This window comes from Mesorhizobium tianshanense, from assembly GCF_007830515.1.
GTDB lineage: Bacteria > Pseudomonadota > Alphaproteobacteria > Rhizobiales > Rhizobiaceae > Mesorhizobium > Mesorhizobium tianshanense.
In genome coordinates this window covers 1-26,726 of sequence record NZ_VLKT01000046.1, presented here as the reverse complement: position 1 = coordinate 26,726, position 26,726 = coordinate 1, and the positions used below count along the sequence as shown (strand labels likewise).

The window sequence follows — 26,726 nt, the reverse complement described above, 5'->3', positions numbered from 1 at the left end:
GCTACGGCTCACGGGCACCTCATTGGATGGTTAAAAAAAAGCTGGCATTGCGAACAATGCCAGCAAGAATGCCCGCCGGTAGCTGGGAGGAACCCGGACGAGCGGGAACTGAACAGGTTCAGGAGCGCATGAGGGCCCCAGTTGGGTCGTAGAGCGGCTGGATGGCAACTACTGCCGGATACTTCTGGCCGCCTATTTCGACCTCGAGGACTGCACCTTCTGTCGCTAACTCGGACGGTACATATCCCATGGCCAGGGACTTGTTCACCCTGTGGCCGTAGCCACCCGAAGAGACGTATCCAACGGCACAGCCGTCCTTCAGAAGCGCTTCGTCTCCCACGACGTCGCGGCCGTCGACGTCGATCGTCAACCCGACCAGCTTGCGGCGGGCACCAGTCGAGCGGATCGCCAGCGCGGCCTCCTTGCCGACGAAGTCTTTCTGCCAGTTGATGAATCCTTCCATGCCGGCTTCCGACGCATTGAAGTCAGGGCGGTAATCCAGAGTCCACACGCCCCAGTTCTTCTCCAGCCGCATCGACATCAACGCCCGCGCACCGTACAGCCGAAGTCCAAGGTCACTGCCCGCGCCTTCGATGGCCTCGAACAAGCGGAGCAGGAACTGGGGACGGCAGTAGATTTCGTAGCCAAGCTCCCCGGAGAACGACAGGCGCGACAGGATGACCGGAACGTCGCCGACCACGCATTGCCGGATGTCGCGGAACTCGAACGCGTCCGCGCCGACATCCTCGCGAGTGATCCGGGACAGAAGCTCGCGCGACTTGGGTCCCGAGATCGCGATCCCGTGGAAGTCGTCCGAACGGTTGGCATAGCGCACTCCCTCCTCGGGCAGGTGCTTTTCGAACCAGCGACTATGCATCTCCTGCGCGGCACCGGAACCGAAGAGCATGAAGTGTTCGTCCGACAGGCAAGCCACCGTCAGATCGCCGTACAGCTTGCCCTTAGGCGACAACATCGGCGTGAGGGCGATGCGGCCCGGTTTAGGCAGCTTCGCCGCCAGCACGCGGTCGAGGTATTGCCTCGCGCCGGGGCCGACGAATTCGTGCTTGGAGTAGTTGGCGATTTCGACCGCGCCCACGCCCGTGCGCACGCTCTCGATCTCGCGCGCCACGTATTCGTGGCTTCTGTTGCGGTCGAAGGAAGACTCCTCGTGAGCGTCCGACGGATCGTTCGCGAACCATAGGACGTGCTCGAGACCGAAGCTGACGCCCATCACAGCTCCCTTGGCCACCAAACGGTCGTAGAGCGGGGTGGTCTTCTGCTTCCGGCCCTTGGGGAGCGTTTCGTTCGGGAACGTCATGACGAAGCGACGCTCGTAGTTCTCCGCGGATTTGACTGTTCCCCAATCGGCGGTCGCGTGGTTTCCGAAGCGGGCGATGTCCATTGCCCAGACGTCGATAGAGGGTTCGCCTTCGATCATCCACTCTGCAATTGAGCGCCCGACGCCGCCGCCCTGGCAGAAACCCGCCATGACGCCGACTGCCGCCCAGTAGTTCGTGAGGCCGGGAACCGGGCCGATCATTGGATTGCCGTCCGGACCGAAGGTGAAGGGTCCGTTCACGATTGTCTTGATGCCCGCCCGGCCGAGGGCGGGAATGCGTTCGAACGCGAGCTCCAGGCGGTCGGTGATGCGCTCAAGATCGGGATTTAGCAATTCATGGCCGAAGTCCATCGGCGTTCCCGAGACCTTCCACGGGGTGGACTTGGGCTCGTAAGTGCCGAGAAGCATGCCGTTGCGCTCCTGACGGAAATAGATGTTGGCCTCGTAGTCGATGCCGCCCGGCAGACGCTGGCCCGATGCCATGCGCTCTTCGATCTGCGGAATGTCTTCGGTGATGAGGTAGTGGTGTTCCATCGGCTGAACCGGAACGGTGATGCCCGCCAGCTTGCCTGCCTCCCGAGCCCAGAGACCCGCCGCGTTTACAACATGCTCCGCGTTGATCGTGCCCTTCGCCGTCACCACGTCCCAGGTTCCGTCTTTGCGCTGCCGTGTCTCGGTGACGGGCGTGTGCGTGAAATACTGAGCGCCGTGGACCCGGGCAGACTTCGCATAGGCGTAGCAGACCCCTGAAGGATCGATGTCGCCGTCGAGCGGGTCCCAAAGAGCCGCTAGGTAATGGCTTGAGTCGATGAGAGGATGCCGTTCGGCGACTTCTTTCAGGCTGATGAATTCCTGGTCCAGACCCATGTAGCGGGCCTTCGAGCGTTCGCGCTTGAGGTAGTCATACCATGTCTTGTTGGAAGCCAGGTAGAAGCCTCCCGTGGAATGAAGGCCCACCGACTGGCCGGAGGTCTCCTCGATCTCCTTGTAGAGGTTGATGGTGTAGCCTTGGAGACGGCTGATATTCGGATCGGAACTGATCGTGTGTATCTGCCCGGCCGCGTGCCAGCTGGAGCCACTAGTCAACTCGTCGCGCTCGAGAAGCACGCTCTCCTTCCAGCCGAACTTCGCGAGGTGGAACAAGATCGAGCATCCGACGACTCCGCCACCGATGACGACGGCACGGGCGTGTGATGGAAGCGTCTTTTCGGTTGTCATAGGTCTACCTGCTGTATTGACGGTGTGGTTTCGCAAAAGCCGCTTCACCGGCTCTTTCGTGCGCGGAGTATTCAGAGACTTTGGAGGTCCGCGTAAATCGCAATAATTATGATGATCCTCATAAACTGAACTTATACCCGCTCGTCCTCCGGTCCGGCCCGCAAGGCAGCCCCCTCGGCGACCATCCAGTCCACCACCGATTTGGCCTCCTGCGACTGCGTCTTCGTAGATAAAAGATCGCATATGTCCTTTGGAAATATCGTTCAGTCTGCACCAATAGCTCGGAGGCAGAACCTCTCAGCCGATGCATCACTTCAGGGTCGTGGAGCGGCATAGCATTGACGTTCGCTTGATAATATCTCTACGCAAAATCCACTTGGAGCCTCGTCCGCTACCAGCACATAGCCCTCGCCGGTGATTTTCATACTCTGGCCTCCGGTACTCGCCGCTAACTCACCTTCAAGGCCAAAATCTCACGTGCTCGGCCAGCAGTGGCGACGCTGGCTCCCATCGCTTCCACAATGGTCCTAGCGCGCTCAACGAGCTGGGCGTTGGTGGCAAATACACCGCGCGATAGATACAGGTTGTCTTCGAGTCCCACTCGAACGTGGCCTCCGAGCATGACCGATTGAGCTACCATTGGCATCTGCATCCTGCCCACCCCAAAAGATGCCCACTGAGCCGTAGGGGGAAGGGTGTTGACCAGCGCCGCCAATAGTCCGACATTTGCCGGCATGCCGTAGGGAACGGACGTACACAGCTGAACCAGCATGGGTGTATCGAAGACTCCTTCTTCGAAAAGCTTGTTGCAAAGCCATAAGTTGCCGGAGTCAAAAACTTCCAGCTCAGGCTTCACACCCAACTCACGACAAATTCTTGCTCCTTCACGAACATAGTCGGGAGTTGAAACGTACGTTCGGTTGCCCTCGCCAAAATTCAGCGTTCCACAATTGAGGGTACATATGTCCGGAACGTATTTCCCTTCATTTACCAACTCGATGACATGCCGCATCCGAGTTTCTTGGCTAGCAAAGTCGGTACCCTGATCCTGACCTAACACTTGTCCGTCATTGGAAAAAAATACGAAACCGCCTACTCCCGCAGTTAAATTAATTATCGCCTCAACACCACTTTCCCTGATATTTTTGACGACTTCGCGATATAGGGCTGGATCCATGCTCATCTGTCGCGTTACAGGATCTCTTACATGTATATGGACGACGGCGGCACCGGCTTTAACGGCTTCAACTGCACTATTCGCGATTTCGGCTGGTGTGACGGGGCAGTGAGGGCTCTTGGTCACTTTCGCATCATCACCAGTTACAGCGCAGGTGATGATGACATCCTCTCTCATAGCACTTCCCTTGCACAGTCTGGTTGAGATCACAGATCACAGTAACGCTAGGGTATCTTTCGCGTCTGGTCAAGGCATCGCAAGGAGGTTTCGCCAAGCCAACGCTCAGCGCCTGCGCCCCGCAACAGTTCGACCGATTCAGGATCGTCGCGAAACTCGATGCCGATCTCCTCCAGGATCACCTCGGCGGCGTCTTCGATGCTAGCAGGCCTTCATCGGAAGGCAGATCGTATCCCCCAATCGTCACCAAGCTTATCGCCGCGCGGCCGCCCCCTGACTGCGTACATGGCCTGCGGGATCGATGTCCCGGAGGGTCGACTGACGTGGTCGCACCGGGTGGGTTCAACGGACCGATTCCTGGCGAATTGAGAAACGATGAGATCGCCACCTTCTCGGGGGCCTACCGCACGGTCGCTCGATTTGGCACTTGGACGGTTTCCCTGCTGGCAGTTCGTGGCCGGCCAAGCGTCGTCCTACACATGACCATTCATGCCGGCATCCTCATTTTCGTCATTGGAAAACCCGGCATGATTTCACCAGCCAGCAGCTTCTCTTCGCTTAGCAGTCCGGCGTCCTCGAGCGCCTCGAAATCCGGCAAGTCTCGCAGGGTGTCGAGACTGGACTCCAGCAGGAAACGCTTTCGTCGTAACATAGGTGTAGGGAGCGCCAGGTGTCGGGCTGCGGGGGCCGGAGGCGATCAGGCCGAAGCCGCGCAAATTGCCGATCAGGTCGCGGCTGATTTCTTTGCCAAAGGAAGAGGATAGCTCGGCACGGGTGATCGGCTGGAAGTAGGGGATCGTCAATAGCACGAGTACCTCCGCCTGCGAGGTCGATCGAGCGCTCACTGGAACCGCCGGCGATGCGGATGGCGTCGGCATAGGCCGGCCGTGTCAGGTGCTTCCAGCCGCCGGCGACGGCCACCAGGTCATAGGGGCGGCCATGCAGTTCCTCGCGGAATCGGTGATCAGATCGAGATTGCAGCTCTTGCCGACGATGCGCGCCAGCGTCTCACGCGAGACGGGCTCGCTGGCGGCAAAAATGGTCGCCTCGACGCGATCGACGGGCACTGGTATTCCACCCCCTACCGCCTGATCCGCGAGCTCGTCAATGCGCGCATCGCCGAGAACACCGTTGAGATCTTCCACAAAGACCAGAGGATCGCCATCCACGCCCGTGCACCCAACCGGCGTGGCCACACCACCATCGCCGACCATATGCCAAGAGCGCACCGCCGCTACGGCAAGTGGACGTCGGGAGGACTGATCGCCGCTGGCGAGAAGATTGGTTCTTCCACCGCCGTTTTTTGTTTTGAGACCGCCCCCCTGGAAAAGGATGGAAAAATGTCCAAGATCACCGGCAAGACCGAAACGATCGAGAACGTCGAATTCCCTACCTTCGACCCGTCCAAGGCTACAGAGCAGGTTCGCGCTGTCGCCGAACGGGGCGTTTACCAAATTGGGTTCGGACGCCGAAACGGCTCAAAAGGCTTTTGAGTCGACCTTTGAAGTGGCCAAGACCACCGGCAACGAGGTGTCCCTGAAGACGATTGCCGCTCTGCGAGCCAACGCCGAAGCCGGCGTCACGCACCTCGAAGCACTGGTTGCCGTGAAGTCGGTGTCCGAGTTCTTCGAACTGCAGCCCGCTTTCCTGCGCAAACAGATCGAAGAGGCCGCCGAGCAGGCCGCGGGCTTCCAGGTCGTGATGATGAGAGCTAGCGAGGACGTGTCCAAGCCGATCAAGGATGCCTTTAAGAAGGCTTTGAAGGACCGCAAGGCCGCCTGACTGCTTCAGGTCGCCAAGCCGCGACAGCCGTGCGCAACTCGGCGACGGTTCGTGCGATCGGAATGCTCATGCCACTTCTCCACCATTGACCGTCCTTGGCGCATCGCCGAATAGATGCTCGGCCGCTGGAAAGCGGCGGTCGCGCACTTCCTGCGCATAGACGGCGATCGCCGCCTCGGCGATCTCACCGAGTTCGGCATAGCGCTTGACGAATTTGGGCCGGAAGTCGCCGAAGATGCCCAACATGTCGTCGACGACGAGAATCTGCCCGTCGCAGGCCGCCGAGGCGCCGATACCGATGGTCGGGATCGCTACCTCTGCGGTGATCCGCCGGGCGAGCGCCTCGGGGACCTTCTCCAGCACCACCGCGAAGGCCCCTGCTTCCCTCACCGCAAGCGCGTCGGCCCCGACGCGCTCCGCATCACCGCCTCTGCCCTGCACGCGGTAGCCGCCGAAGGTATTGACCGCCTGTGGCGTCAAGCCGACATGGCCCATTACCGGCACGCCCCGTGAGGTCAGGAAGCGGATCGTCTCCGCCATTGCCTGGCCACCTTCGAGCTTGACCGCCGCGCAGCCGGTTTCCGCCATGACACGTGCAGCATTGCGGAAGGCCTGCTCGAGGCTTTCCTCGTAGGAGCCGAACGGCATGTCGACGATCATCAGCGCCTGCTCCAGGCCACGGCGCACGGCCTGACCGTGCATGACCATCATCTCAAGCGTCACGCCCAGCGTCGACGGCAAGCCGTGGAGCACCATGCCGACGCTGTCGCCGACGAGAACAATGTCACAATGCCGATCAACGAGCTTTGCGATCGGCGTGGTATAGGCCGTCAGGCAGACGAGCGGCGTTCCACCCTTCCGGGAACGAATATCCGGCGGTGTGATCGCCTTAGTGTGAGCAACCGCACTCAACAAGGGTTCCTTCCCCCAACGTTACCAACCATGGGTGCCGCGTTTGGCACATTTTTGTGCAGGTGCGAAGAGTTAAAATCACGATCACGCGCGGTGGTAACGCGCCGACAGTCATCGTAGGAGGATCAATCAAATCGCGAAACAGGAGACGGGCATCGGAGGAGAACGCGCACCGGGCGATATCGATCAATTCCCTTCATAAGCGTGTGCAATTCGGCTGGAGACTTGAGACAGAAAGTTTGATGCCTGCCATGGGCGGAATGCAATTAGGTTAAATGATTCTGTCGAATCCCCTCGTTGGCCAAGGCCAAGGATCCTTTCGTCCGCCTTCATTAAATTTTGTCTGCGGCAGCCCGAGGTTTTCACGAGCAAGCGTATCCAACAATTTCTGCGGGACTAAGACGCTCCTGATCATTGCCAGCAACGATATCGCGGGAAACCGGCTCTTATGGGTTTGCCCAAAAGGGTACGATGCCGCATTCAATCGCATATCCACTCCTTTTAGCAGGACAATCGATTTCGATTTGCGTGCCCCATTGTAAACGCCACGACAGATTCAGTAAATCGTAACGAAGGGGTACGCCTACCATATTGCTCTGCGTCGTGCCTTTGAAAACTCATGCAAGCAAAGCGCTGCCTCGTGAGCTATGGTCGGAATTGGGTGACGAGGCCGATCAGGCGGCGCGGTGGTCCGACGTCAGCGAGTCAGCGACACCGTCGGTGAATTTGACGCCGGCGATGACCCTTGGCAACTGATTTTCGCCCTTCAGCCGACGCCAGGTTTTGGCAGCGCTCATGACGAGCTTGAAGACCATGAGCCGGGCCGTCCTGTGCGACAGGCTTCCCTTGGTGCGCACCGTGCGGTGCCGGACGGTGGCGAAGACGCTTTCGATCGGATTCGAGGTGCGCAGATGGTCCCAGTGCTCGGCCGGGAAGTCGAAGAAGGTCAGCAGCGCCTCGCGGTCCTTCGTCAGGCAGTCGACAGCCTTGGGATATTTGGCCTCGTATTTGTCGACGAAAATGGCCATCGCAACCTCGGCGGTCGCCCGATCGGGCGCGTCGCGGATCTCCCTGAGATCGGCCTTCATGTTCGGCTGCACCGATTTCGGCACCTTGTTGAGCACGTTGAGGACCTTGTGCTGCCAACACCGTTGATGCCGGGTCGACGGAAAAATCTCCTCAAGCGCCTTCCAGAAGCCGAGCGCGCCGTCGCCGACGGCGATCTGCGGTGCGACCGAAAGCCCGCGGGCCTTCAGATCAACGAGCAACTCGCGCCAACTCTGCGCGCTTTCTCGCACGCCGACCTGAAAGCCGACCAGTTCCTTCCTGCCTTCCGGCGTCGCGCCGATGACAACCAGCATGCAGGCGGCATCATCCTCCATGCGCGCCTGAAGATAGACCCCGTCGGCCCAGATGTAGACATAATGGCGGGCCGAGAGGTCGCGGCGCTGCCAGCGATCATAGTCGGCCTGCCACTCCTCCTTCAGCCGCCCGATCACCGACGGCGACAGGTTCGGTGCGTCCTTGCCGACAAGCGCGGCAAGCGCCTCCTGGAAGTCGCCGGTCGAGATGCCACGCAGGTAAAGGACCGGCAGCAGCGCGTCGAGGCTCTTCGTCCGCCGCGCCCATTTCGGCAGGATCGCCGAAGTGAAGGTGATGCGGTCGTGGCCGGAGGCCTCCGCGGCCCGGTCGCGCAGCTTGACACGGCTCACCGCAACCGGGCCGATCCCCGTCTGGATCGTTCTCTCAGGACCATGCCCGTGGCGTACCAAGCGGGCCCGCCCATCGGCCAGGCGCTCGTCGGCCATGGCGGCCAGGAATGCCTCGGCTTCCGCCTCGACGGCCTGCGCCAGAAGCCGCCGGGCGCCCTCGCGCAGAACCGATGTCAGGGGATCATCGAGTGTGTCGGGATGCGGAAAGGAAACAACGGTGGTATCTGTCTTCATGGCGTATCGCTCCTTCGTGAGGTTCTGGCAGGCTTTGTCACCCGCCTCGATACGCCGCCTTCCTCAAACCGTCATCACCCAGTTTCCGCCATAGCTCCTGCCTCGTGCGCCAGATTGCTAGGCGGTTTCCGCTCTAGCTAAGGCAGACTAGGCTTCGTGGACAAAGGGCAGCCATAGTTTGATTGAGGCGAGCGCCACGAAGCCAAGATAGGATTCCTTGGTCTTGTCGTAGCGTGTGGCAATACGGCGCCAGTTCTTCAGCTTGTTAAACAGGCGCTCGACGAGGTTGCGCCAACGGTATTTCTCGCGATCATGCGGGGTGGGGGCGCGGCGGTTGCTTTTGGCGGGGATGACTGCCTCGACGCCGGCTTTGGCGATCTCTTCGCGGATGGCGTCGGAGTCATAGCCCTTGTCCGCCAGGAGCGCCTCGATACGGTCGGCGATCATTCGAAACAGCGGGCCGAAGCCTTGAATATCATGCGCCTGGCCAGGTGTCAGGACGAAGCCGAGAGGTCGGCCTTTTCCGTCGCACCGCGCATGGAGTTTGGTGGTGAAGCCGCCGCGCGATCGGCCAAGCGCCTCAGTTTCCTGAGTCCACTTTTTATGCCGACTGCACAATGATGTGCCCGGACAACGGTGCTATCGATCATGTCGGCGGTGGCATCGCGTTCCACCATCTCGGCGAGTGTTTCGAGCAGCGCATCGAACACCCCTGTCGCGACCCATCGCCGGTATCGGCGGAAGACGCTGTTCCACTTGCCATATTCATCAGGCAGATGACGCCATTGCGCCCCGGTTCGGGCCATCCACATCATGCCTTCGAAATAGCGCCGATTATCCTGCGCCGGACGGCACCCTCGACCCCGCTCTGCCGGCAGCAGCGGCCCGATCAGTGCCCATTCCTCGTCCGATACGCCAATCCGCTCGCCCAACGCTGCCTCCAAAAGACAGCCTTGAATCAGTGACCGAGTCCTGCGTCAAGCTTTGTCCACGAAGCCTAGCGGCGTCTCTTGCCGCAATGTGCGGCGCGTGAGCGCCATTCGGCGTGCGAAACGTTGCCTTTGATGTCCCGCCGCGCCGACGCCAATTCTTCCCTATGCGCCGCTCCCATTCGCTATTGCCTCAGTTCATCGCTTCCAAGCACATGGCGACGCCCATGCCACCGCCGATGCACAATGTGGCAAGGCCCTTCTTGGCGCCACGGCGTCGCATCTCGAAGACCAGCGTGTTGAAGACGCGGGCACCGGAAGCACCGATCGGGTGCCCGATGGCGATGGCGCCGCCATTGACGTTGACGATCGAGGGATCCCAGCCCATGTCCTTGTTGACGGCACAGGCCTGGGCAGCAAAGGCCTCGTTGGCCTCGACAAGATCGAGGTCGCCGATCGACCAGCCGGCCTTGGCCAGTGCCTTGCGCGAAGCCGGAATGGGCCCGGTGCCCATGATCTGCGGGTCGACGCCGGCGGTAGCCCAGGAGACGATGCGCGCCAGTGGGGTGATGCCGCGCCTGGCGGCTTCCGCTTCGCTCATCAACAGCGCGCCGGCAGCGCCGTCGTTGATGCCGGAGGCGTTGGCGGCGGTCACCGTGCCGTCCTTGTCGAAAGCCGGTTTCAGCTTGGTCATGGCGTCGATCGTGGCGCCGTGGCGGATGTACTCATCCTGGTCGACAATGGTGTCGCCCTTCTTGCCCTTGATGGTGACGGCGACGATCTCGTCCTTGAACTTGCCGGCTTTCTGCGCAGCCTCTGCCTTGTTCTGCGAGGCAACGGCAAATTGGTCCTGGTCGTCGCGGGTGATCTGGAACTGGCGAGCGACATTCTCGGCCGTGTTGCCCATGTGATAGCCATTGAAGGCATCCCACAGCCCGTCCTTGATCATGGTGTCGATCATCTTATAGTCGCCCATCTTCACGCCGGCGCGCAGGTGCTGAGCATGCGCCGAAAGCGACATCGATTCCTGCCCGCCGGCAACGATCACCTTGGCATCGCCAGTGGCGATCTGCTGCATGCCGAGCGCGATGGCGCGCAGACCTGAGCCGCAAACCTGATTGAGACCCCAGGCGGTGGTTTCCTTGGGCAGGCCGGCATTGATCGATGCTTGGCGGGCCGGGTTTTGACCCTGAGCGGCGGTCAGCACCTGGCCGAGGATGACCTCGTCGACCTCGGCTGCGTCGACACCGGCACGCAACAGAAGTTCCCTGATGACGATGGCACCGAGTTCATGCGCCGGGGTGGCGGCAAAGGCGCCGTTGAAGGAGCCGACGGGCGTGCGCGCCGCGCTGGCGATAACGATTGAAGTCTTGCTCACGATGGCATCCTCTTTTTTAGAAGCCCTGGCGCCCGGTGTGGGCGCATTAAGCTCAGTTGACGATCGTTGCCTCGGTTGCTCTGCGGAGCTCGCCGTCGGTGACGCCGTCGGCTAGCTCCACCAGCTTCAGCCCGCCCTCAACGACATCGAGGACGCCAAGGTTGGTGATGATCCGATTGACTACGCGCTGACCGGTCAGCGGCAGGGTGCAGGCCTTCAGCACCTTCGATTCCCCGGCCTTGTTGGTGTGATCCATGACCACGACCACGCGCTTCACACCGGCGACCAGGTCCATCGCCCCGCCCATGCCTTTGACGAGCTTGCCCGGCACCATCCAATTTGCCAGGTCGCCATTTTCGGCAACCTCCATCGCGCCGAGGATCGCCATGGCGATCTTGCCGCCGCGGATCATTGCGAAGCTCTGAGCCGAGTCAAAGAAGGCCGAATGCGGTAGTGCCGTCACCGTCTGCTTGCCGGCATTGATGAGATCGGCATCGACTTCATCGTCAGTCGGAAACGGCCCGATACCCAACAGTCCGTTCTCCGATTGCAGCGTCACCCGAACTCCCTCGGGAATGTGATTGGCAACCAGGGTCGGAATGCCAATGCCAAGATTGACATACATGCCGTCCTGAAGTTCGCGGGCGGCCCGTGCCGCCATCTGGTTCCGATCCCAGGCCATTGATTTCTCCTCGCTCAGGCCGCCGCGCGTGTCGTGCGCTGTTCGATGCGCTTCTCGTGCTCGCCCTGGACAAGGCGATGCACATAGATCCCCGGCAGGTGGATCTGATCGGGATCGAGGCTTCCGGCAGGTATGATCTCTTCGACCTCGGCGACGCAGATCCTGCCGCAGGTTGCAGCCGGCGGGTTGAAGTTGCGCGCTGTCTTGCGAAAGACAAGGTTGCCCGAACTATCTGCCTTCCAAGCCTTCACAATCGACAGGTCCGCGACAATCCCGGTCTCGAGCACATAGGTCTCGCCGTTGAAGGTCTTGTGCTCTTTATAGTCGGCGACCACGGTGCCCACGCCCGTCTTCGTGTAGAAGCCTGCGATGCCGGCCCCGCCAGCTCGCATGCGCTCGGCCAAAGTCCCCTGAGGATTGAATTCGAGTTCCAGTTCACCGCTCAGGTACTGGCGCATGAACTCGGCGTTCTCGCCGACATAGGACGAGATCATCTTCTTGATCTGCTTCGTCTTGAGGAGCACGCCGAGCCCGAAATCGTCAACGCCGCAATTGTTCGATGCAATCGTCAGCCCCGTCGTGCCGGCCTCCCGGATCGCGCCGATCAAAAGCTCCGGGATCCCGCAAAGCCCAAACCCGCCCGCAGCAATCACCATTCCGTCAAACAATAGACCTTCCAGCGCAGAACCGGCTTCCATATAGATCTTAGTCACGAAGCTCTCCGATAGCGGTTGAAGTTGTTTCCGCGATAGTCCCTTGCGAATGCGGCCGATCCCTCCTCGACCTCGGCCTCAGTTGCTACGGGCGGCGCGAGTCAAGCTAGGAATGTCCCTCGCGGCATTGTGCAAGCAACAAGATCGCTTCCGATAACCGTCTTGGAAATCCGCTCATCAATCTCGCCTAGTTGGCAATGTAGCAACACCCCCGTAGAACTGCGCTCAGTTCCGCATGCGCGCGCCCTCCGGGTCGGATAGAGGGCGTGCGGAAACGGCAGCGTCATAAAAATCGCCGAGCAGCTCTACCTGGAGCTTGGTCCCGTCAGCGGCGAGGGCTACCGGAACATAGCCATGGCGAGGCTCTTGCCGACCGTGTGGCCATAACCTCCCATAAGCTCCTGATCCGTTCTTCGCCCAGCCGCACCGTATGGGCATTTGGATAAAATCATTGAACATGTGCGATCATGCCGCCCACCTGTCGCACATGACGCGTTAACCTCCACGCTTTTCGAGCAGCTCCTCCGGGTCCAGATCACTACGCACGACGCCGTTGGCAGCGTGCGCCGTCGCGCCCTTACCTTCCTTGCCAGACTGGGCGCCTCTTTTCGGCGAAGGCTCTCGGGCCCTCCTTGAAGTCCTCAGATCTGATCGTCTTCTCGAAAATTGGCATGCCAGCCTCGCCCTTCCAGCCGGCGTGTGTCTTCGCAAATGAGTCGCGCACACTAAGTGCAGACATTTCTGCCAAGCATTCCTTGAGGGCCTGCAACGCAAGCGGTGCACCACTTGATATAGCGTTGGCGATCTCATAGGCCTTCGGCATAAGTTGGGCTGTCGAGGTAACATCTCGAACAAAGCCCCACCGCTTGGCTTCCGTCGCAGACATGCGTCGCCCGGTGAACAACAAATCGGCCGCGACGTTGGTCGGAAGCAGTTTCGGCAGGCGCTGCACCGCGCCGGCATCCGGCACAAAGCCTAGCTCCATTTCAGGCAACCAGAATTCAACATGCTCAGCTGCTATCACAATGTCGGCCGCCATAGCCATCTCAAAACCGCCGCCCACGGCACTACCGTTCACAGCTGCGATGACTGGCTTTTTAAGATCCCAGAATTCGGTAAACCCCCCTAGACCACCGGGGCCGAGGTCGAAATCACCCGTAAAGGGTTTGTCGCTGCTCGCAGCATATTCCTTCAGATCCCATCCGGCGGAAAAAACGCGACTCCCATCTCCTGTAATGATCGCCACTAAAAGCTTATCATCGTTGTTGAACTCTCTAAAAGCTTCGAACAGCTCGCCACTGGCCGCGCGGCTAATTGCGTTGACCGGCGGGCGGGCGAACGTAATTTCCATAATGGCGCCATCCGTCTTTACTCGCACGTCCCTATTCATGACTGCTCCTATTTCTGGTATTGCTAAACACAAGCGCGTCAACTGCGCGACAGTCCGATGCGTCGACAATGATGGGGTTAATGTCGACCTCATCGAGAAGATCGCCCAACTCTCGGCAAAGTGTGCAGAAGCGCCAGAAGATCTCCGCTACTGCGCCGACGTCGATTCCTGGCTTGCCTCGATGTGCATCGAACTTTGGCCGTATGGCTAGCCGGTCGATCATGCGAACAACGTCCGCGTGATCGACCGTCGGGAGCGCAAATGTCCGATCGTTCAGGATTTCGATGTTCTCGCCGCCAGCGCTCAACATGACGAGCGGTCCGAAAGTGGAATCCCGGATCATACCAAACGCGAGTTCCACTCTGCCCTTGCTCATCGGCTGTAAGATAACGTTCGGCCCTAGACGATTTTTAAGGTCGTCGTAACTCTGCTCAAGATCCGCTCGGCAACTGATCCCGAGCTTGACACCGCCCACGTCTGTTTTGTGATGAATGCCCTTCTCAGCAGTCTTGAGAACGACGGGATAGCCAAGGCGATCACCTGCTGACGCCGCGTCGCCAGCATTAGAGGCCAATTCCGATCTCACCGTTGGGATACCAAAGTCATCTAAGAGCTCAAGGCTCTCAAACTCGGAGAGCACTGGGGAGGACGTCAATCGGCTCCGCCATTTTGCGACAAGGTCCGTGATTTTACAAATCTGTACCGCGTCTTCCCGCCGCGACTGTTTCTCCTTTAGCACATAGTCTCTGTACCGAACAAAGTTGCGTACCGCGACCAACGCACTTCGCATTCCGTTGATTACAACAACTCCAGCGTCTGTAAGATCCTCCGCGACCTTTTCATTCAATGCACCTGAAAGACTGTTGAGAACGAAGAATGGGATTGGGCTAATATTCCTTATGTCTTTGGCGATCTGCGATAGCTCTGGATAAAATGAAAGAAAATCGGTGGCATCAAACTCAAACATACAGATCGCCGCGTCAGGCTCTCGTACGAATACTTCGAGGGCGCGCCTGAACACAGTTACGTACGCTTCGTTGTTCGGTCCGGCCGCATCCAACGGATTGACGGCCGGAAGACCTGCGGGAAGTATCCGCTGTAAGGTTGACGTTGTAGGTTGCGCCAACTTGGCAAACGGCACCTTGAGTTGAGCTGCCATATCTATCAGCAGTTCGCGCAAACCACCGGAGTCAGTGACTGCAGCCAAGCTTCCCGGACGGAATTGGTCGCATTGCGCAAGAAGCAACCCAGACGTCAGCAAGTCGTCCGGCGTATCTACCTCGAGAACCCCATAATGCTCGAAGACTGCCTCATAGCCAGCATTGCTCCCGGCGATCGCGCCGGTATGGCTTGCTGCTAACGCGGCGCTCTCGTTCGTTCGGCCGACTCTCGAAACGATAACGGGAATTCGAAGCGCGCGTGCTTTCTCGAGCGCATTTCGAAATGCTTCTGGATCGCGCACCGATTCTAGGAACAGGATGAGAGCTTTTGTAGACGGCAGATCCAGAGCATAGTTCATGTAATCGCCCACGGAGCCGGCGATCTCCTGGCCTGTCGAAGCCAAAAGGTTGAACCTGAAGCGGGGATCGCTGGCGCCAAATTGGGTAAAGACCGAACCAGAATGCGCAATTGCAGCAATGCTGCCTAGCTGGCGGGGGCGAGATGCACTGAAGGTTATCGAAGTTCTCGCCTCAAAGTTGTGATACCCCATGCAGTTACCACCGAGTATCGGCAGGGAACGTTCAATGGCCTGGCTGCGCAACCTTTGAAGATCGCCATCTTGATCGTCAATTCTATCGAATAACAAAGCGCTTCCCGCACCTGTGCGATAGATGGAATCGAATACCGGTTGCACATTGTGGCTGGCCACGGCAATGGCGACAAGGTCAACAGGGTCTTCGATTTCATCCAGCGCGCCATAGCATTTGAGCGTCCCGATCTCATTGTACTTAGGGTTGATAGGGAAGATTTTTCCTTCATAACCAGCAGAAAGCAGAATACGCAGAACAGTTTGACCTATACTTCCTTCCCGAGGTGACGCGCCCACCAGCGCGACGCTCCGGGGGGCCAGCAACTTTGAAAGATCAAACATGCCACTGGGCGATGCGGCTCGATCGCTATCCGATAATCCTAACCCTGCTCTCATTTAAAAGACCAACGTTCGATCGCACGGAAGTTTTCAAGCTCGTATCCGGTGGGTGTTAATTGGCCGGTCTCCACCTTAGGCGTGACTGCCATGACGTGGTCCACAAACGCCATGACGATCGCGCCAGAGTCATCGTGCAGGATCTGCTGAAGTTCGGCATATTGGTCCCGCCGACGGTCCTCGTTTAGCTCACCTCTAGCCTGAACAAGGAGTTCATTGAATCGTTCGTTGGCCCAATGGCTTCCGTTTTCCGACGACGACTTGGAATAGGCCTGTGTCAGCAAACTGTCCTCGGTTGATCGGCCAGACCAGTACTCGGCGAAGAACGCCTTCTTCCCAAATATTTCCGCCCAATAACCATCGCTGGGTGTGCGCACCGGATCAAGCTGCACTCCTCCCGCTTTGGCATCGTTGGAAAACAGCGCGGCAGCGTCAGTGGCTCCGTCAAACGCCGCTTCCGATGCAAAGAGCTGAACGTGCAGCCCAGACACACCAGCTTTGTTCAGGTAAAACTTGGCCTTGTCGGGGTCGTAGGTATGTGGATTTTTGAGATTAGGGTTATAGAACCGATAGCTGGGCGCGATGGGATTGTCATCCGACACCGCTCCATACCCTCCAAGGATCTTTTGCACGAAATTCTGCCGGTTGATCAGGTGCTTCATTGCGAGCCGAACATTGACGTCGCTAAAAGGGGTCAGCGTTGTGTTCATACTGAAGTTGTAGTGGAGCGTCCCGTTCACCGTGACGACCTGGACGTCCTTCAGGGCGCTAATCATTTTTGCGAGTTTGGGGGGAACCCGGCTGATTACGTCTACCTGTCCGCCCCTTAGTGCACTCAGCCGCGCAGTTGGGTCATTGATGCCGACGATTTCTACTGCCTCAAAGTGCGCCCTGTCAGATTTCCAGTAGTTTTGGTTTCGCTTCAGCTTGGCTAAAATGCCTGGCGAGAAGGATTCTAGCTGGTAACCACCGGTGCCATCACCCGACGTCCAGTCGACTTTCCCGTCTTTGAACGGCGCGATCGCAAAGTTTATGTGCGAGAAGATATCCGGAAGCCCCACATTGGCGGACTTCAGCGTGATAACAACACTCTGCGGGCCGTCGGTTTTTAGTTCCACCACATCGGCCAACGTAGAACGCTGGGTAGCGCTCGATTCTGCTCGCATCTGGTCTTTGAACGTTTCGACCACGTCCTCGGAAGTGAGTGTCTTACCGGAATGGAATTGAACCCCCTGCCGAATCTTAAAGGTCCACTGCGTAGCATCGTGATTTGTGTCCCACGATTCCGCGAGTTCGGGGATGAGCTTTCCGCTGCGGCCGACTTCAGTCAGGCAGTTTCGGAGACCGGTATTCAAAAGGTAGGGGAACGCGTCTCGCGCATTGCTGGCGTCCAAGGTATCAGTCGTGGCGGCGCCGGATACGCCAAAACGGCAGATGCCAGTCGGTTTGACCGACGCCGCCATCCCACGGCTTGCAAATGGAATAGCGGCAAGGGCCGACATTCCAGCGAGCACTTGCCTGCGATTCAGAAACGACTTGTTGCTTCGGATAACCATTTTGTACCTCCGTTGACCGATTAAGATGGGCCTCTTAGGAAGCCCCCTTCCTCCCAAGGGCTCCCCTACATCTTTTTTATCGGGGCTGACGCAATTGATCGCTTCCGCGGCGATACGTAAACTTGCAAAAAGTTTGCTGTAGAATTACATTTGGTTATGGCAAGTCTCCGTGGAACCGTTCCGTCCCTGCATGCTCTGATCGCATTCGAGGCAGCATCTCGATTGCTTAGCTTCACGGGGGCTGCGGCAGAATTGAATGTCACCCAAGCAGCAATTAGCCGCCAAATTCGCGAGTTGGAGCAGTTTCTCGGAGTTCGGCTGTTCAACCGCGATTATCGGGCAATTTCGTTGACATCGGCGGGAGTGACACTGAGTTCTGGGACTGCTGCGCATCTCCGGGCGCTTGCGATACTAATGGAAGCTACCCGACTTGGCGCGAGAGCATCAGCATTAGTTGTTGGCTGCACCACAGCGTTCGCCAGCAATTGGCTGTTTCCCCGTATCCCAGAGTTCAGAGGGCTTTATCCAAACATAAATCTAAGGTTTGCGGTCAGCGACGAAGTGGTCGACCTTGGTGCCGAGCAGATCGACGTGTCGATTCGATGGGGAAGCGGCAACTGGCAACGCGTCAGCAAGCGGTTCCTGGCTGGGAGTGAGTTGATCCCAGTATGTCATCCACAGTACTGGCAATCAAGAAATAGACCCACACAGCCAGCCGATCTGATCAGCGAGCACCTCTTACATTTGGAGGGTCCCTCCTCCGCCGGCGGTAAGTGGAGCGACTGGTTCACCGCTATGGGGATCGAATTCGCTGCGGAACGACGTGGGATTACCGTCAACAATTTTCATCTCATGATGCAAGCTGCACTGAGTGGCCAAGGAGTGGCGCTGACCGGAGCCCCGTTGGCAGATGAGCTTCTCGCGAATCGAATGCTCGTGCCAGCAATAGATGCCCCCCTCGAAGCGATCACATACAGGGTTCCGGGGAGCTATTACATCGTGACTCCGGAGGGCATGAAGAGCAGATCAGAGGCAACACAATTCTGTGACTGGATTACATCTCGTATGCGTCTAGAGATGTCGCCAAAATTCTCCTCACTCTTGCACGAACCTTAAACTCGGACTTTATTTCCTTGTCCATGCTCAAAGAATGGTGCAGGCCCCAAGCGCTTCTGCAACAGACGCTGATGCAGCCTCGCCTTCCAGCTATGCCCGTTCGACGCGCTTCTTGGCGCGCTTCTCAAAGGCATTCAGCGTTCGGCCTGCGCCGACGTCATGCTTGGCGAGTACGCGTTGAATTGCAACGAGACATTCGTCCCTGATGTTTTCCAGTTCTCTGATAGACCTTCCGGCAGCCTGGTCAGCCGTGCCTTGGACGAATCTGTCAATTATCTCATCTGTTAAAGCTGGCGCCTTAAGGTGTGACCACGGCCAATCAAGAGAGGGGGCAAACTGCTTTAGATAGTGGCGAGCGCCCCCCTCTCCTCCCGCCATCATGCATATCTGATTCATTCCCATAATCGGCAGACGCAAACCGAAACCATACACAATGCTCTCGTCTAATTCGCTTGTGGTCGCGATATCGTCGTTCAACGCATGTAGTATTTCGCGCCACATCGCTTCCTGTAGTCGGTCCGCGATATGACCCGGCACCTCGCGTCTGACGAGAAGTGCATGCATACCGATTGAGCGATAAAATTCAGCTGCCGAATCTTTCGCGGCTTGGCTTGTTCGCTCCCCACCAACCACCTCAACGAGTGGACACAGGTAGACCGGGTTGAAGGGATGCCCCACGACGAAACGTTCCGGGTGCCAAAGACCTTCTTGGATTTCACTCGGCATGAACCCTGAGGTACTAGACGAGATGATCACGTCCGGCCCAGTGGCCCTAGCAATCGCACCTAACGCTTTCCTCTTGGTCTCAATGTTTTCCGGTACGTTCTCTTGGATGAAATCCGCCGCAGCCGCCATCACTTCCGGTTCTGTGGTGAAGGTGAGCTTTCCGCGGGGCGGCATTGGTATCCCGGCGGTCAGCGCCTCGAGTGACGGGATTGCGCGAGCAACTGCCTCGTGAATCGAGTTCTCCATTTCTGGCTGTATGTCTGCTGCAATAACATCCACGCCGCAATGCAAGGCTCGCGCGGCCCATCCGCCCCCGATTACTCCGGTCCCAAGAAGCCCTAACGTAAGTACCTGCCGCATGATTCAGCTAATCTCCCATTAAACGAAAACTGTTCTGCGATTACCCCTCCTCCGTCCCCACAGTTCGGAGTAGGTTGCTATCAAAGTTCAGTTTCCTATGTGGAAAGTTTCGGTGTGGCCATCGACGGCGATAGCTTGACCAGTCACCATTTTGGATGCCGGCGAAGCGAGAAAGAGGCACATGTCAGCAACTTCTTGTGGTTGCACGAAGCGCTTAATCGATTGCCCTTGGAGATACTCGTGGTGAACGGCTTCGATCGAGATACCTCTACTCGCGGCCTCTGCCCTTGCCACTTCTTCCACGCGCGCGCCTTCGACGGAGCCCGGGCAAATCGCATTCGCACGCACGTCATAGGGGCCGAGTTCTACGGCGAGCGATTTTGTGAATCCAATTACCGCCCATTTTGCTGCTGCATAAGGTGTGCGGAGACCATAACCGTACAGGCCAGCATTCGACGACATGTTAATAATGCTGCCTGACCGCTGACTCTTCATAATCGGCGCAGCACTTCTGGCACAAAGAAACTGCGCATCGAGACAGACACTCAGGCATGCATTCCACTCATCGAGTTTAAGATCTTCGACATAGCCAGTCGGGCCTTTGGTACCGGCATTGTTGATCAAAACATCGAGACCATTGAGATCACTCATGGCGTCATCAAACCAGCGGCGGACTGCTTTTTCATCGGTGACGTTCAAATGCGTGGCGGCAATCTGGGGATAATTCGCCGCGACGTCAGCGAGCGCCCGCTCGCTCACATCGCAGATATGCACCTTGGCTCCATTACCAATGAAGGACTTGGCGATAACCAAGCCTATCCCAGACCCACCGGCGGTGATCATGACACGCTGATTCATGTTGTACTCCGCAGACTATTGTTCTTTTCTTCTCGTTTCGCCTATGCCGACTCGGAGCTTGCCTATGTGTCGAACGTGGTGCCTAAGATGTAGATCCGCAAGTTAACGATGGTGCCAAATACCGACACCATCGGACTCGCGTGTAGCCGCTAAACAAACCTGATCATACATTACTTAACCGAAAGCACTTCCTTTCAGACAAGTCCACGCGGGGTCATCCTTGGATTGAGAGCGGCGCTTGCTTTGTTAGTTTGAGCTTTTCGCGAGCTTCGGCTGGACCAACTACACGGCAACCTAATTTCTCAATGATTGTGACCGCACGCTCCACCAGCGCAGCATTCGTTGCAAGCACACCCTTGTCGAGCCAGAGGTTGTCCTCCAAACCAACCCGAACATTACCTCCGGCAACAACCGCCGCAGCGACATACGGCATCTCATCGCGCCCGAGCGAAAAGGCGGACCAAGTCCAGTCAGACGGAATATTGTTCACCAGTGCCATGAACGTAGTCATATCGTTGGGCGCACCCCACGGAACACCCATGCACAGCTGCACAAGCGCCTGCGGACTCAAGACACCTTCCGTCACCAATTGCTTGGCGAACCAGAGATGCCCAGCTTCAAATACCTCGATCTCGGGCTTGACGCCCAACGCAGTCATCATCGAACCCATGGCGCGGAGCATGCCGGGCGTGTTGGTCGCCACGTAGTCCGCCTCGGCGAAGTTCATGGTTCCACAGTCGAGCGTGCAGAGTTCTGGCAGACATTGGCGTATATGTTCCATGCGATTTGAAGCGCCACCCATGTCCGTACGCTCCTGGTTTAGAGGCAAGGGATGCTCAACATCACCGAAAACCAGATCTCCACCCATTCCGGCGGTCAGATTGATAGCAACGTCCGTTTCTGAATCGCGGATACGTTCCGTCACCTCCCGATACAAAAGCAGGTCGCGACAGGGCTTACCGGTCTCGGGGTCCCGAACATGACAGTGGACAATAGCCGCGCCGGCCCTGGCTGCTTCGATGGCAGACTCCGCGATCTGCTTGGGCGAGCGAGGAACATGTGGGCTACGGTCCTGGGTTCCACCCGAGCCCGTAACTGCACAGGTGATAAACACCTCACGATTGACCTGAAGAGGCATGCTTGAGAACTCCCAAAATTGAAAACACGTTTAGAACATTTACGCTGCGATTTGCCGCAGCGGTTGTTGCCTACAAAGCTGCAAGTGCCCACCACGCCTGTAAGGTTTGCATGTTGGATCGACCTACGTGAAGATTCAAAATACTAGGACTGTGATAACTTCCGGTAATGCGACAAGTAGCTTGGCGTGAGCGGCTGCTCGCGGTCCATGCGGTATGACCGAGAGAGTTTATTGCGGCCAGACCTTTTGCCTTTCCGCCTGCTCTTATAAATGAGAACAGGTGGCGCTCGGGGTACCCTGCGGACGTAGCCGTGAGCTCGATCACACCTCCCGGGCCCAAACGGCGTGGAGTCCAAGAAGTGCACTGGCGAGTTGATGCCCACGAGCGCTTAACATCATCTAGACGCAAGCCTGGTCCCGGACGCCAAGAGGCTCAACTGCCCTCTGCCGACCTAACGGGCTTAACCCCCAGAAATGGCCCGCGAGGGTGGCTACGACTGGCCCCCAGTTCGACGTGGGCGCCTGATAGACCTGATCATCAATCATTGTTGAAGACGGCGATCGACCATTTCAATGCAAAGGTAGCCTCCGGTATTTTCCGGGCCTTAAAGGATCGTGGAAGTGGTCAAGCGGGCCATTGTCCGTGAAGTGCTTGTGCCAATGATCTAGAGCCTTACGATCGAGTGTCACTCCGAGACCAGGTCCCTGGGGGACAGGAACCACATTGTTGATCTGCCGAAACGGGCCCCCTTCAATTACGTCTCCTACTTGCCAGCGGAACAGCGATTGGCTCGGTTCTTGAATCCACTGGGTCGCCGCTGACACGTGCAAATAGGCGGCCGTGCAGATTCCGGCGTCCCCCGAGTAACACCAAAAGCCAACGCCCATCGCTTCGCATGCTCCGATGAATCTGATCGACCGACCAATCCCACCTAGAACTGCGAAATTCGTGACGAAGCTGTCCGGTGTGCCCAAAGCCACCGCACGGCGTAGATCAGGCACGTGGGTCGAGAAGGGAATTGTGGAGTGCCGCCGGAGTGCGGCCATCTCCTCGAATGTGCCGACAGGATCTTCATAGTTGCGTACATTGTACTCACGCAACTGATCGAGAATGCGCCTCGCAGTAGCGAGGGACCATTGCATATTAGAATCAAGTCGGATCGTTGCGTCGGGTCCAAGCGCGTCCCGTAGCAGCTTGACTGTTTCGACTTCCAAGCTCGGACGACCTAGTATCAGCTTGCCTTCAAATGCGGTGCTGCCATGCTTTTCTCGCATCGAGAGGCAATAGTCGACGATGGCGGAAGGAGACATTTCGCGCCCTGGTCTGAAGCCGAAGTACTCCGTGAACTGGATTTCGTCTCGTACTTTTCCACCGAGCAGCGTGTATAGCGGGACATTCCAGACTTTTCCCCGAATATCCCAAAGGGCAATTTCGATAGCACCAAATGCCTTAACTGTAGAAGAGTCATCTGTGTTCTGCACTATCTGCCATGGTGGAACACAGGCTACTTCGCATCCAGCGATGTCGAGTGGATCGAATCCGCGCAGGCGATCTCCCATGGCCATTATCGTCGGCAGAACTTCAACGGACGGCGCCTCACCTAGACCGACAATTCCTTGATCAGTTTCGACCTCGACGACAATCTTCGACGTCCCTGGATAGTGCCCTCCACTCCACCATATGGGTGCTTCAAGAGGTATGTTTACTGGAGTCGCCCTAATCCGCGTGATTTTCACACCAGTCTCCCGATTTCAGTTGCTTCCAAGAGGGGCCCTCCGGCGGTCAAAAGCCCGCTGAAGCCGGGCCCGTTGGCGACAGGCCACACACTCAAACGGCTTTCGCTTTGGGTAAATCGCGATTTTTGTAATGAACGCATAAGATAAGCTTGTTCTTCCTCGGATGCCGTCTGCAACATGAGCGCGAAGCCGCAGAGCGCCGCATGATGAGCCACATCACTCAAATTCTTGCTTAGCTCCGGCCTTGGCGGCTTGAAGGCTGTTCAGCCTCAACCTCCAGGATCATCTCCGTGCTGTCTCGATCAAGTCGATGATTGCTTACAAGTACGAAACCACATGAAGACGAATGTGCCTGGGATGCGGCAATCTCGATACCCAAATCGCACCATACTCGAAATATTGCTCGGAGCATGACGAAGCCTCGGTGAACCACGATGTGAAATGTAGCAGTTGTCAACGGAAGTATCGCCTCACACGTTGTAGGGCGCAAATTCTCTCCAAATCACCTGGCGGAGATCGCCGCAGGGATAACCAATAGAAGCCATGCGCAGTCGAGAACATTTATGAACCAGCCAACCGAACTTCTTGACTAACCCTCCGCAGCCACCTTTTTAATTGGAATGGCGCGTATTATCGTGTTGCAAAGTCCGGAGCTGCGAGGTTGTCAACACGGTGGTATCGACCTCCTACCATTTCGATGAATTGGTAGATAATCGCCGCCGTCGGAGCATATAGGTGATGATCAAAGATTGGAAAGCGGATAAGACGCCGGCCGCCTTCTTCTTGACTGAAAAACTGTGCTGACCGCTCACCAGAGAGGTCAGAGAGCTTGATCCGGAAAACTTGATCTACTTCATTTGGATTGAGACAGAGATCGGGCTCTGTTGTAGTTGTGAAAACGACGGGTGTGATCGCATAGCCAGATTGGGTAGCATAGATGTCCAAAGTACCCAAGACCCCACCAGCCGAAAGGTCTAGAGAGAGTTCTTCCAAGCATTCCCTAATGACTGTATCGATTGCGTCTTCGCCCTGATCGGCTCGTCCTCCCGGCAATGCGTATTGGCCTGCATGTGAACGCATCTTAGCGCTGCGCAAGGTGAGCAAAAAAGCAGTCTCGCCCGAGCCATCGTCCGCCGCAACTAGAATGATTCCAACCGCTGCTCTCTTCAAGTTCTCTTGCGGCGGATTCTTACGCGGCGCAAACCCCAAGAACATGGACCGGATATGTTCAATGAGAGACGACGAGAATGGATATGCCGGCATAGTCTCCAGGCCTCACTAATTGGATTTTTCTCAAAATTGGGTCTGACCTGCCACTGAGTTCTCGCCACGTTAGGATTACAGCTTCTGTCGTTCCCGGTACGCCAGGTTTTCAGGGCCCAACGCGGCTTAGCAAACTGCCCCTCTCCTACACGCGATCGCGTTTGAAGCTTCGACAGCCGCGCCCGAGAAAGGCAAGCTACCGGTTGATTTGAACGGCTTAGTCCGGAGGAACCGCAGCTTCTCGGTCAGGCGGTGGATGAGTGAACGAGCGGCTCGACAGAGAGTCTGATCGGCCGCTCGTTGCCGACCTCAGAAAGGACTACGCTTGGACCCAGCACTTGGATAAAGCGTATCCTCCCATCAGCTCTTGATTTCCATTCTTTGCCCACCCAAGCACTTTGGCGGAATGAGCGTCGATGAAGTCATTGAACATGGGCACGATCATGCCACCCTCCTCTCGCAAGATGGCATTCATGTCAGCGTAAAGATTCTTACGCTTGGCGGGATCAGTTTCGCCACGGGCCTGGAGCAAAAGCTGATCAAACCGCGCGTTGAAGAAACGAGAATCGTTCCAGTCCGCCTTCGAGTAGTAGGCGGTTGAGAACATCTGATCTTGCGTCGCGCGTCCATTCCAATAGCCCGCAAAGAATGGGGCCACGTTCCAAACGCTCGACCAATAACCATCTCCTGGTTCACGCTTGATATTTAGCGAAATGCCGACTTTTGCGGCGCTCTGCTGATACAACTGGGCGGCGTCAACAGCCCCAGGAAACGCCACGTCTGACGTGCGCAGCAGGATCGGACCGGAATGTCCCGACTTCCTGTAATGAAAGGCCGCTTTATCAGGATCGTAGGCGCGTTGAGGCGAATCAGTAAAGTTGGCGTATACCGAGTTGATAGGTGTATCGTTTCCAACAGACCCGTAGCCGGCCAATATCGTCTTGACCATCTCCTCCCGATCAATAGCGTATTTCAGTGCAAGCCGAACGTCTTTGCTGTCGAACGGTGATGTGATGCATTGCATCGTAAAGACGTAATGTCCTTTTCCCGGCGCATTCTGAACCGTCACGCCGGGAACTTTCTTGAGAAGCTCGACAACTTTGGGCTCGACACGGTTTATCATATCAACCTGCCCGGACTGAAGGGCCGCAGTTCTCGCAGACGCATCGTTGATCACGATAATCTCGATTTGATCGGCAAAGCCGCGATCGTTCCGCCAATAATTGGGGAAGCGTTCGCCTCCATGACGAATGCCAGGCTCGTTGATAGTCACGCGGTAGGGGCCGGTACCGATTCCTTCGGTAGGACGATCCTTTCCTCCATTCGGCTGGATCATCAGGTGAAAGTCGTCGAGAAGGAACGGAAGATCTGCATTCGGCTCCGTCATTGTCAGTACGACAGTATCGCCGTCCTGCTTGACGGACCCGAGCCCCTTCAAAAGTCCGAGAGCGCCTGATTTCGAATTCTTGTCAGAGTGACGTTCGTATGTAGCCACTACATCTGCCGGCGTGAGTGTCTTCCCGTTGTGAAACTCCACCCCTTTTCGAATCTTGAAAGTCCAGACCTTGGCGTCCTTGGATGCCCCCCATTCTTCCGCAAGGGCGGGTTGTAGTTCGCCCGACCCCGTCAGTTGCACGAGTTGTTCACCCCATTGCCGCCCGAAGAAATTGTCGACCTGGCTCGCGAATGTAGCTGGATCAAGGCTGTCGGTTGCAGAGCCGCCTTGCAGGCCGGCTTTCAAAATGCCGCCTCTCTGAGGCGTCTGCACCGCAGATGCCTGCCCGGTTGCCGCAAGCAATGACGTTGACGCAACGGCGCCGAGTGCTACCGCGCGGACCATGAAGTCGCGTCGGTTGACCTCAGAACCTGCGGCAATGCCAGAATGGTGACGATTGTCCTTCAAAGCGAACCTCCCAGTCGTGCCATTTTTCCAGCTCCCACTCCGATGCCGCCCAGCACAGTCGTGATCTCAGATCACAATATACCGTCGGCCTTGTCAATGAAGTAAACGTCTGCAATGTGAGATCCAGGACGGCGGCGCACGTCATTGTGCCGCGATGCCAACTGAAACTTAGAGAACCGCAGGCGCTAGCCCGTCTTATGCACGACGACCCGTCTGAGAGGCGGCGGATGTAGCCTAAGCGATTGATTTGGCGTAGGATTCGGTTGTCTAAGCCAACCCT

General features: G+C 57.4%; 18 protein-coding genes and 4 pseudogenes. 3 read left to right on the top strand and 19 right to left on the bottom strand.

The window, feature by feature from the left end:
- Positions 1-118: 118 nt before the first annotated feature.
- From IQ26_RS28900 to scpB, 4 genes and pseudogenes are all read right to left on the bottom strand, one after another.
- Complete coding sequence (locus IQ26_RS28900; RefSeq protein WP_145721759.1) at positions 119-2,557, bottom strand: GcvT family protein; 2,439 nt, start codon at positions 2,555-2,557, stop codon at positions 119-121.
- Between the two features lie 448 nt (positions 2,558-3,005).
- Positions 3,006-3,911, bottom strand: coding sequence for a beta-keto acid cleavage family enzyme (locus tag IQ26_RS28895; RefSeq protein WP_145721758.1), 906 nt, complete (start codon positions 3,909-3,911; stop codon positions 3,006-3,008).
- A gap of 47 nt (positions 3,912-3,958) precedes the next feature.
- Positions 3,959-4,093, bottom strand: a complete 135-nt coding sequence (locus IQ26_RS40645) for a trimethylamine methyltransferase family protein (protein WP_240547283.1) — start codon at positions 4,091-4,093, stop codon at positions 3,959-3,961.
- Between the two features lie 305 nt (positions 4,094-4,398).
- Positions 4,399-5,020 (bottom strand): annotated as a pseudogene (scpB, locus tag IQ26_RS41630) (SMC-Scp complex subunit ScpB).
- On the opposite strand from scpB, the pseudogene IQ26_RS40635 reads away from it, so the two are divergent.
- Together IQ26_RS40635 and IQ26_RS28880 are read left to right on the top strand one after the other, a co-directional pair.
- Positions 4,967-5,215, top strand: a pseudogene (locus tag IQ26_RS40635) (Mu transposase domain-containing protein); the annotation flags it as partial. The pseudogenes scpB and IQ26_RS40635 sit on opposite strands and share 54 nt — an antisense overlap.
- Positions 5,216-5,251: 36 nt before the next feature.
- Positions 5,252-5,693, top strand: a pseudogene (locus tag IQ26_RS28880) (phasin family protein).
- A gap of 66 nt (positions 5,694-5,759) precedes the next feature.
- Here the strand turns inward: IQ26_RS28880 and panB are convergent.
- The 9 genes and pseudogenes from panB to IQ26_RS28835 form a co-directional block, all read right to left on the bottom strand.
- Positions 5,760-6,605, bottom strand: coding sequence for a 3-methyl-2-oxobutanoate hydroxymethyltransferase (gene panB / locus IQ26_RS28875; protein ID WP_145721757.1), 846 nt, complete (start codon positions 6,603-6,605; stop codon positions 5,760-5,762).
- Between the two features lie 674 nt (positions 6,606-7,279).
- On the bottom strand, positions 7,280-8,551 hold the full coding sequence (locus IQ26_RS28870) for an IS256 family transposase (protein WP_145721756.1): 1,272 nt from the start codon (positions 8,549-8,551) through the stop codon (positions 7,280-7,282).
- Between the two features lie 147 nt (positions 8,552-8,698).
- Positions 8,699-9,483: pseudogene (locus IQ26_RS28865) on the bottom strand (IS5 family transposase).
- Between the two features lie 190 nt (positions 9,484-9,673).
- Positions 9,674-10,861, bottom strand: coding sequence for an acetyl-CoA C-acetyltransferase (locus tag IQ26_RS28860; protein WP_145721754.1), 1,188 nt, complete (start codon positions 10,859-10,861; stop codon positions 9,674-9,676).
- A 49-nt stretch (positions 10,862-10,910) separates the two neighbouring features.
- A complete protein-coding gene (locus IQ26_RS28855) occupies positions 10,911-11,540 on the bottom strand; it encodes a 3-oxoacid CoA-transferase subunit B (RefSeq protein ID WP_145721753.1) in 630 nt (209 codons plus the stop codon).
- Positions 11,541-11,554: 14 nt separating this feature from the next.
- Entirely contained in the window at positions 11,555-12,238 is a 684-nt protein-coding gene (locus tag IQ26_RS28850) for a CoA transferase subunit A (protein WP_208760236.1), read from the bottom strand.
- A gap of 592 nt (positions 12,239-12,830) precedes the next feature.
- Positions 12,831-13,643: an enoyl-CoA hydratase-related protein gene (locus IQ26_RS28845; protein WP_145721751.1), complete on the bottom strand. Its 813-nt coding sequence runs from the start codon at positions 13,641-13,643 to the stop codon at positions 12,831-12,833.
- Complete coding sequence (locus IQ26_RS28840; RefSeq protein WP_162458101.1) at positions 13,636-15,735, bottom strand: acetate--CoA ligase family protein; 2,100 nt, start codon at positions 15,733-15,735, stop codon at positions 13,636-13,638. The genes IQ26_RS28845 and IQ26_RS28840 overlap by 8 nt, the downstream gene beginning before the upstream one ends.
- 50 nt (positions 15,736-15,785) lie before the next feature.
- A complete protein-coding gene (locus IQ26_RS28835; RefSeq protein WP_145721749.1) occupies positions 15,786-17,345 on the bottom strand; it encodes an ABC transporter substrate-binding protein in 1,560 nt (519 codons plus the stop codon).
- Between the two features lie 156 nt (positions 17,346-17,501).
- On the opposite strand from IQ26_RS28835, the gene IQ26_RS28830 reads away from it, so the two are divergent.
- Positions 17,502-18,461 (top strand): LysR substrate-binding domain-containing protein, encoded by a 960-nt coding sequence (locus IQ26_RS28830; RefSeq protein WP_145721748.1) that lies wholly within the window; start codon positions 17,502-17,504, stop codon positions 18,459-18,461.
- Positions 18,462-18,551: 90 nt separating this feature from the next.
- Here IQ26_RS28830 and IQ26_RS28825 read toward each other — a convergent pair whose 3' ends face one another.
- The 6 genes from IQ26_RS28825 to IQ26_RS28800 form a co-directional block, all read right to left on the bottom strand.
- Positions 18,552-19,547 (bottom strand): 3-hydroxyacyl-CoA dehydrogenase NAD-binding domain-containing protein, encoded by a 996-nt coding sequence (locus IQ26_RS28825; protein ID WP_145721747.1) that lies wholly within the window; start codon positions 19,545-19,547, stop codon positions 18,552-18,554.
- A gap of 87 nt (positions 19,548-19,634) precedes the next feature.
- Positions 19,635-20,405, bottom strand: coding sequence for an SDR family oxidoreductase (locus tag IQ26_RS28820; RefSeq protein WP_240547281.1), 771 nt, complete (start codon positions 20,403-20,405; stop codon positions 19,635-19,637).
- A gap of 214 nt (positions 20,406-20,619) precedes the next feature.
- Positions 20,620-21,543 (bottom strand): beta-keto acid cleavage family enzyme, encoded by a 924-nt coding sequence (locus tag IQ26_RS28815; RefSeq protein ID WP_145721746.1) that lies wholly within the window; start codon positions 21,541-21,543, stop codon positions 20,620-20,622.
- A 570-nt stretch (positions 21,544-22,113) separates the two neighbouring features.
- Positions 22,114-23,280 (bottom strand): mandelate racemase/muconate lactonizing enzyme family protein, encoded by a 1,167-nt coding sequence (locus IQ26_RS28810; RefSeq protein WP_145721745.1) that lies wholly within the window; start codon positions 23,278-23,280, stop codon positions 22,114-22,116.
- A 630-nt stretch (positions 23,281-23,910) separates the two neighbouring features.
- Entirely contained in the window at positions 23,911-24,543 is a 633-nt protein-coding gene (locus tag IQ26_RS28805; RefSeq protein ID WP_145721744.1) for an NUDIX hydrolase, read from the bottom strand.
- Positions 24,544-24,862: 319 nt separating this feature from the next.
- Complete coding sequence (locus IQ26_RS28800; protein ID WP_240547280.1) at positions 24,863-26,446, bottom strand: ABC transporter substrate-binding protein; 1,584 nt, start codon at positions 26,444-26,446, stop codon at positions 24,863-24,865.
- Positions 26,447-26,726: the final 280 nt, after the last annotated feature.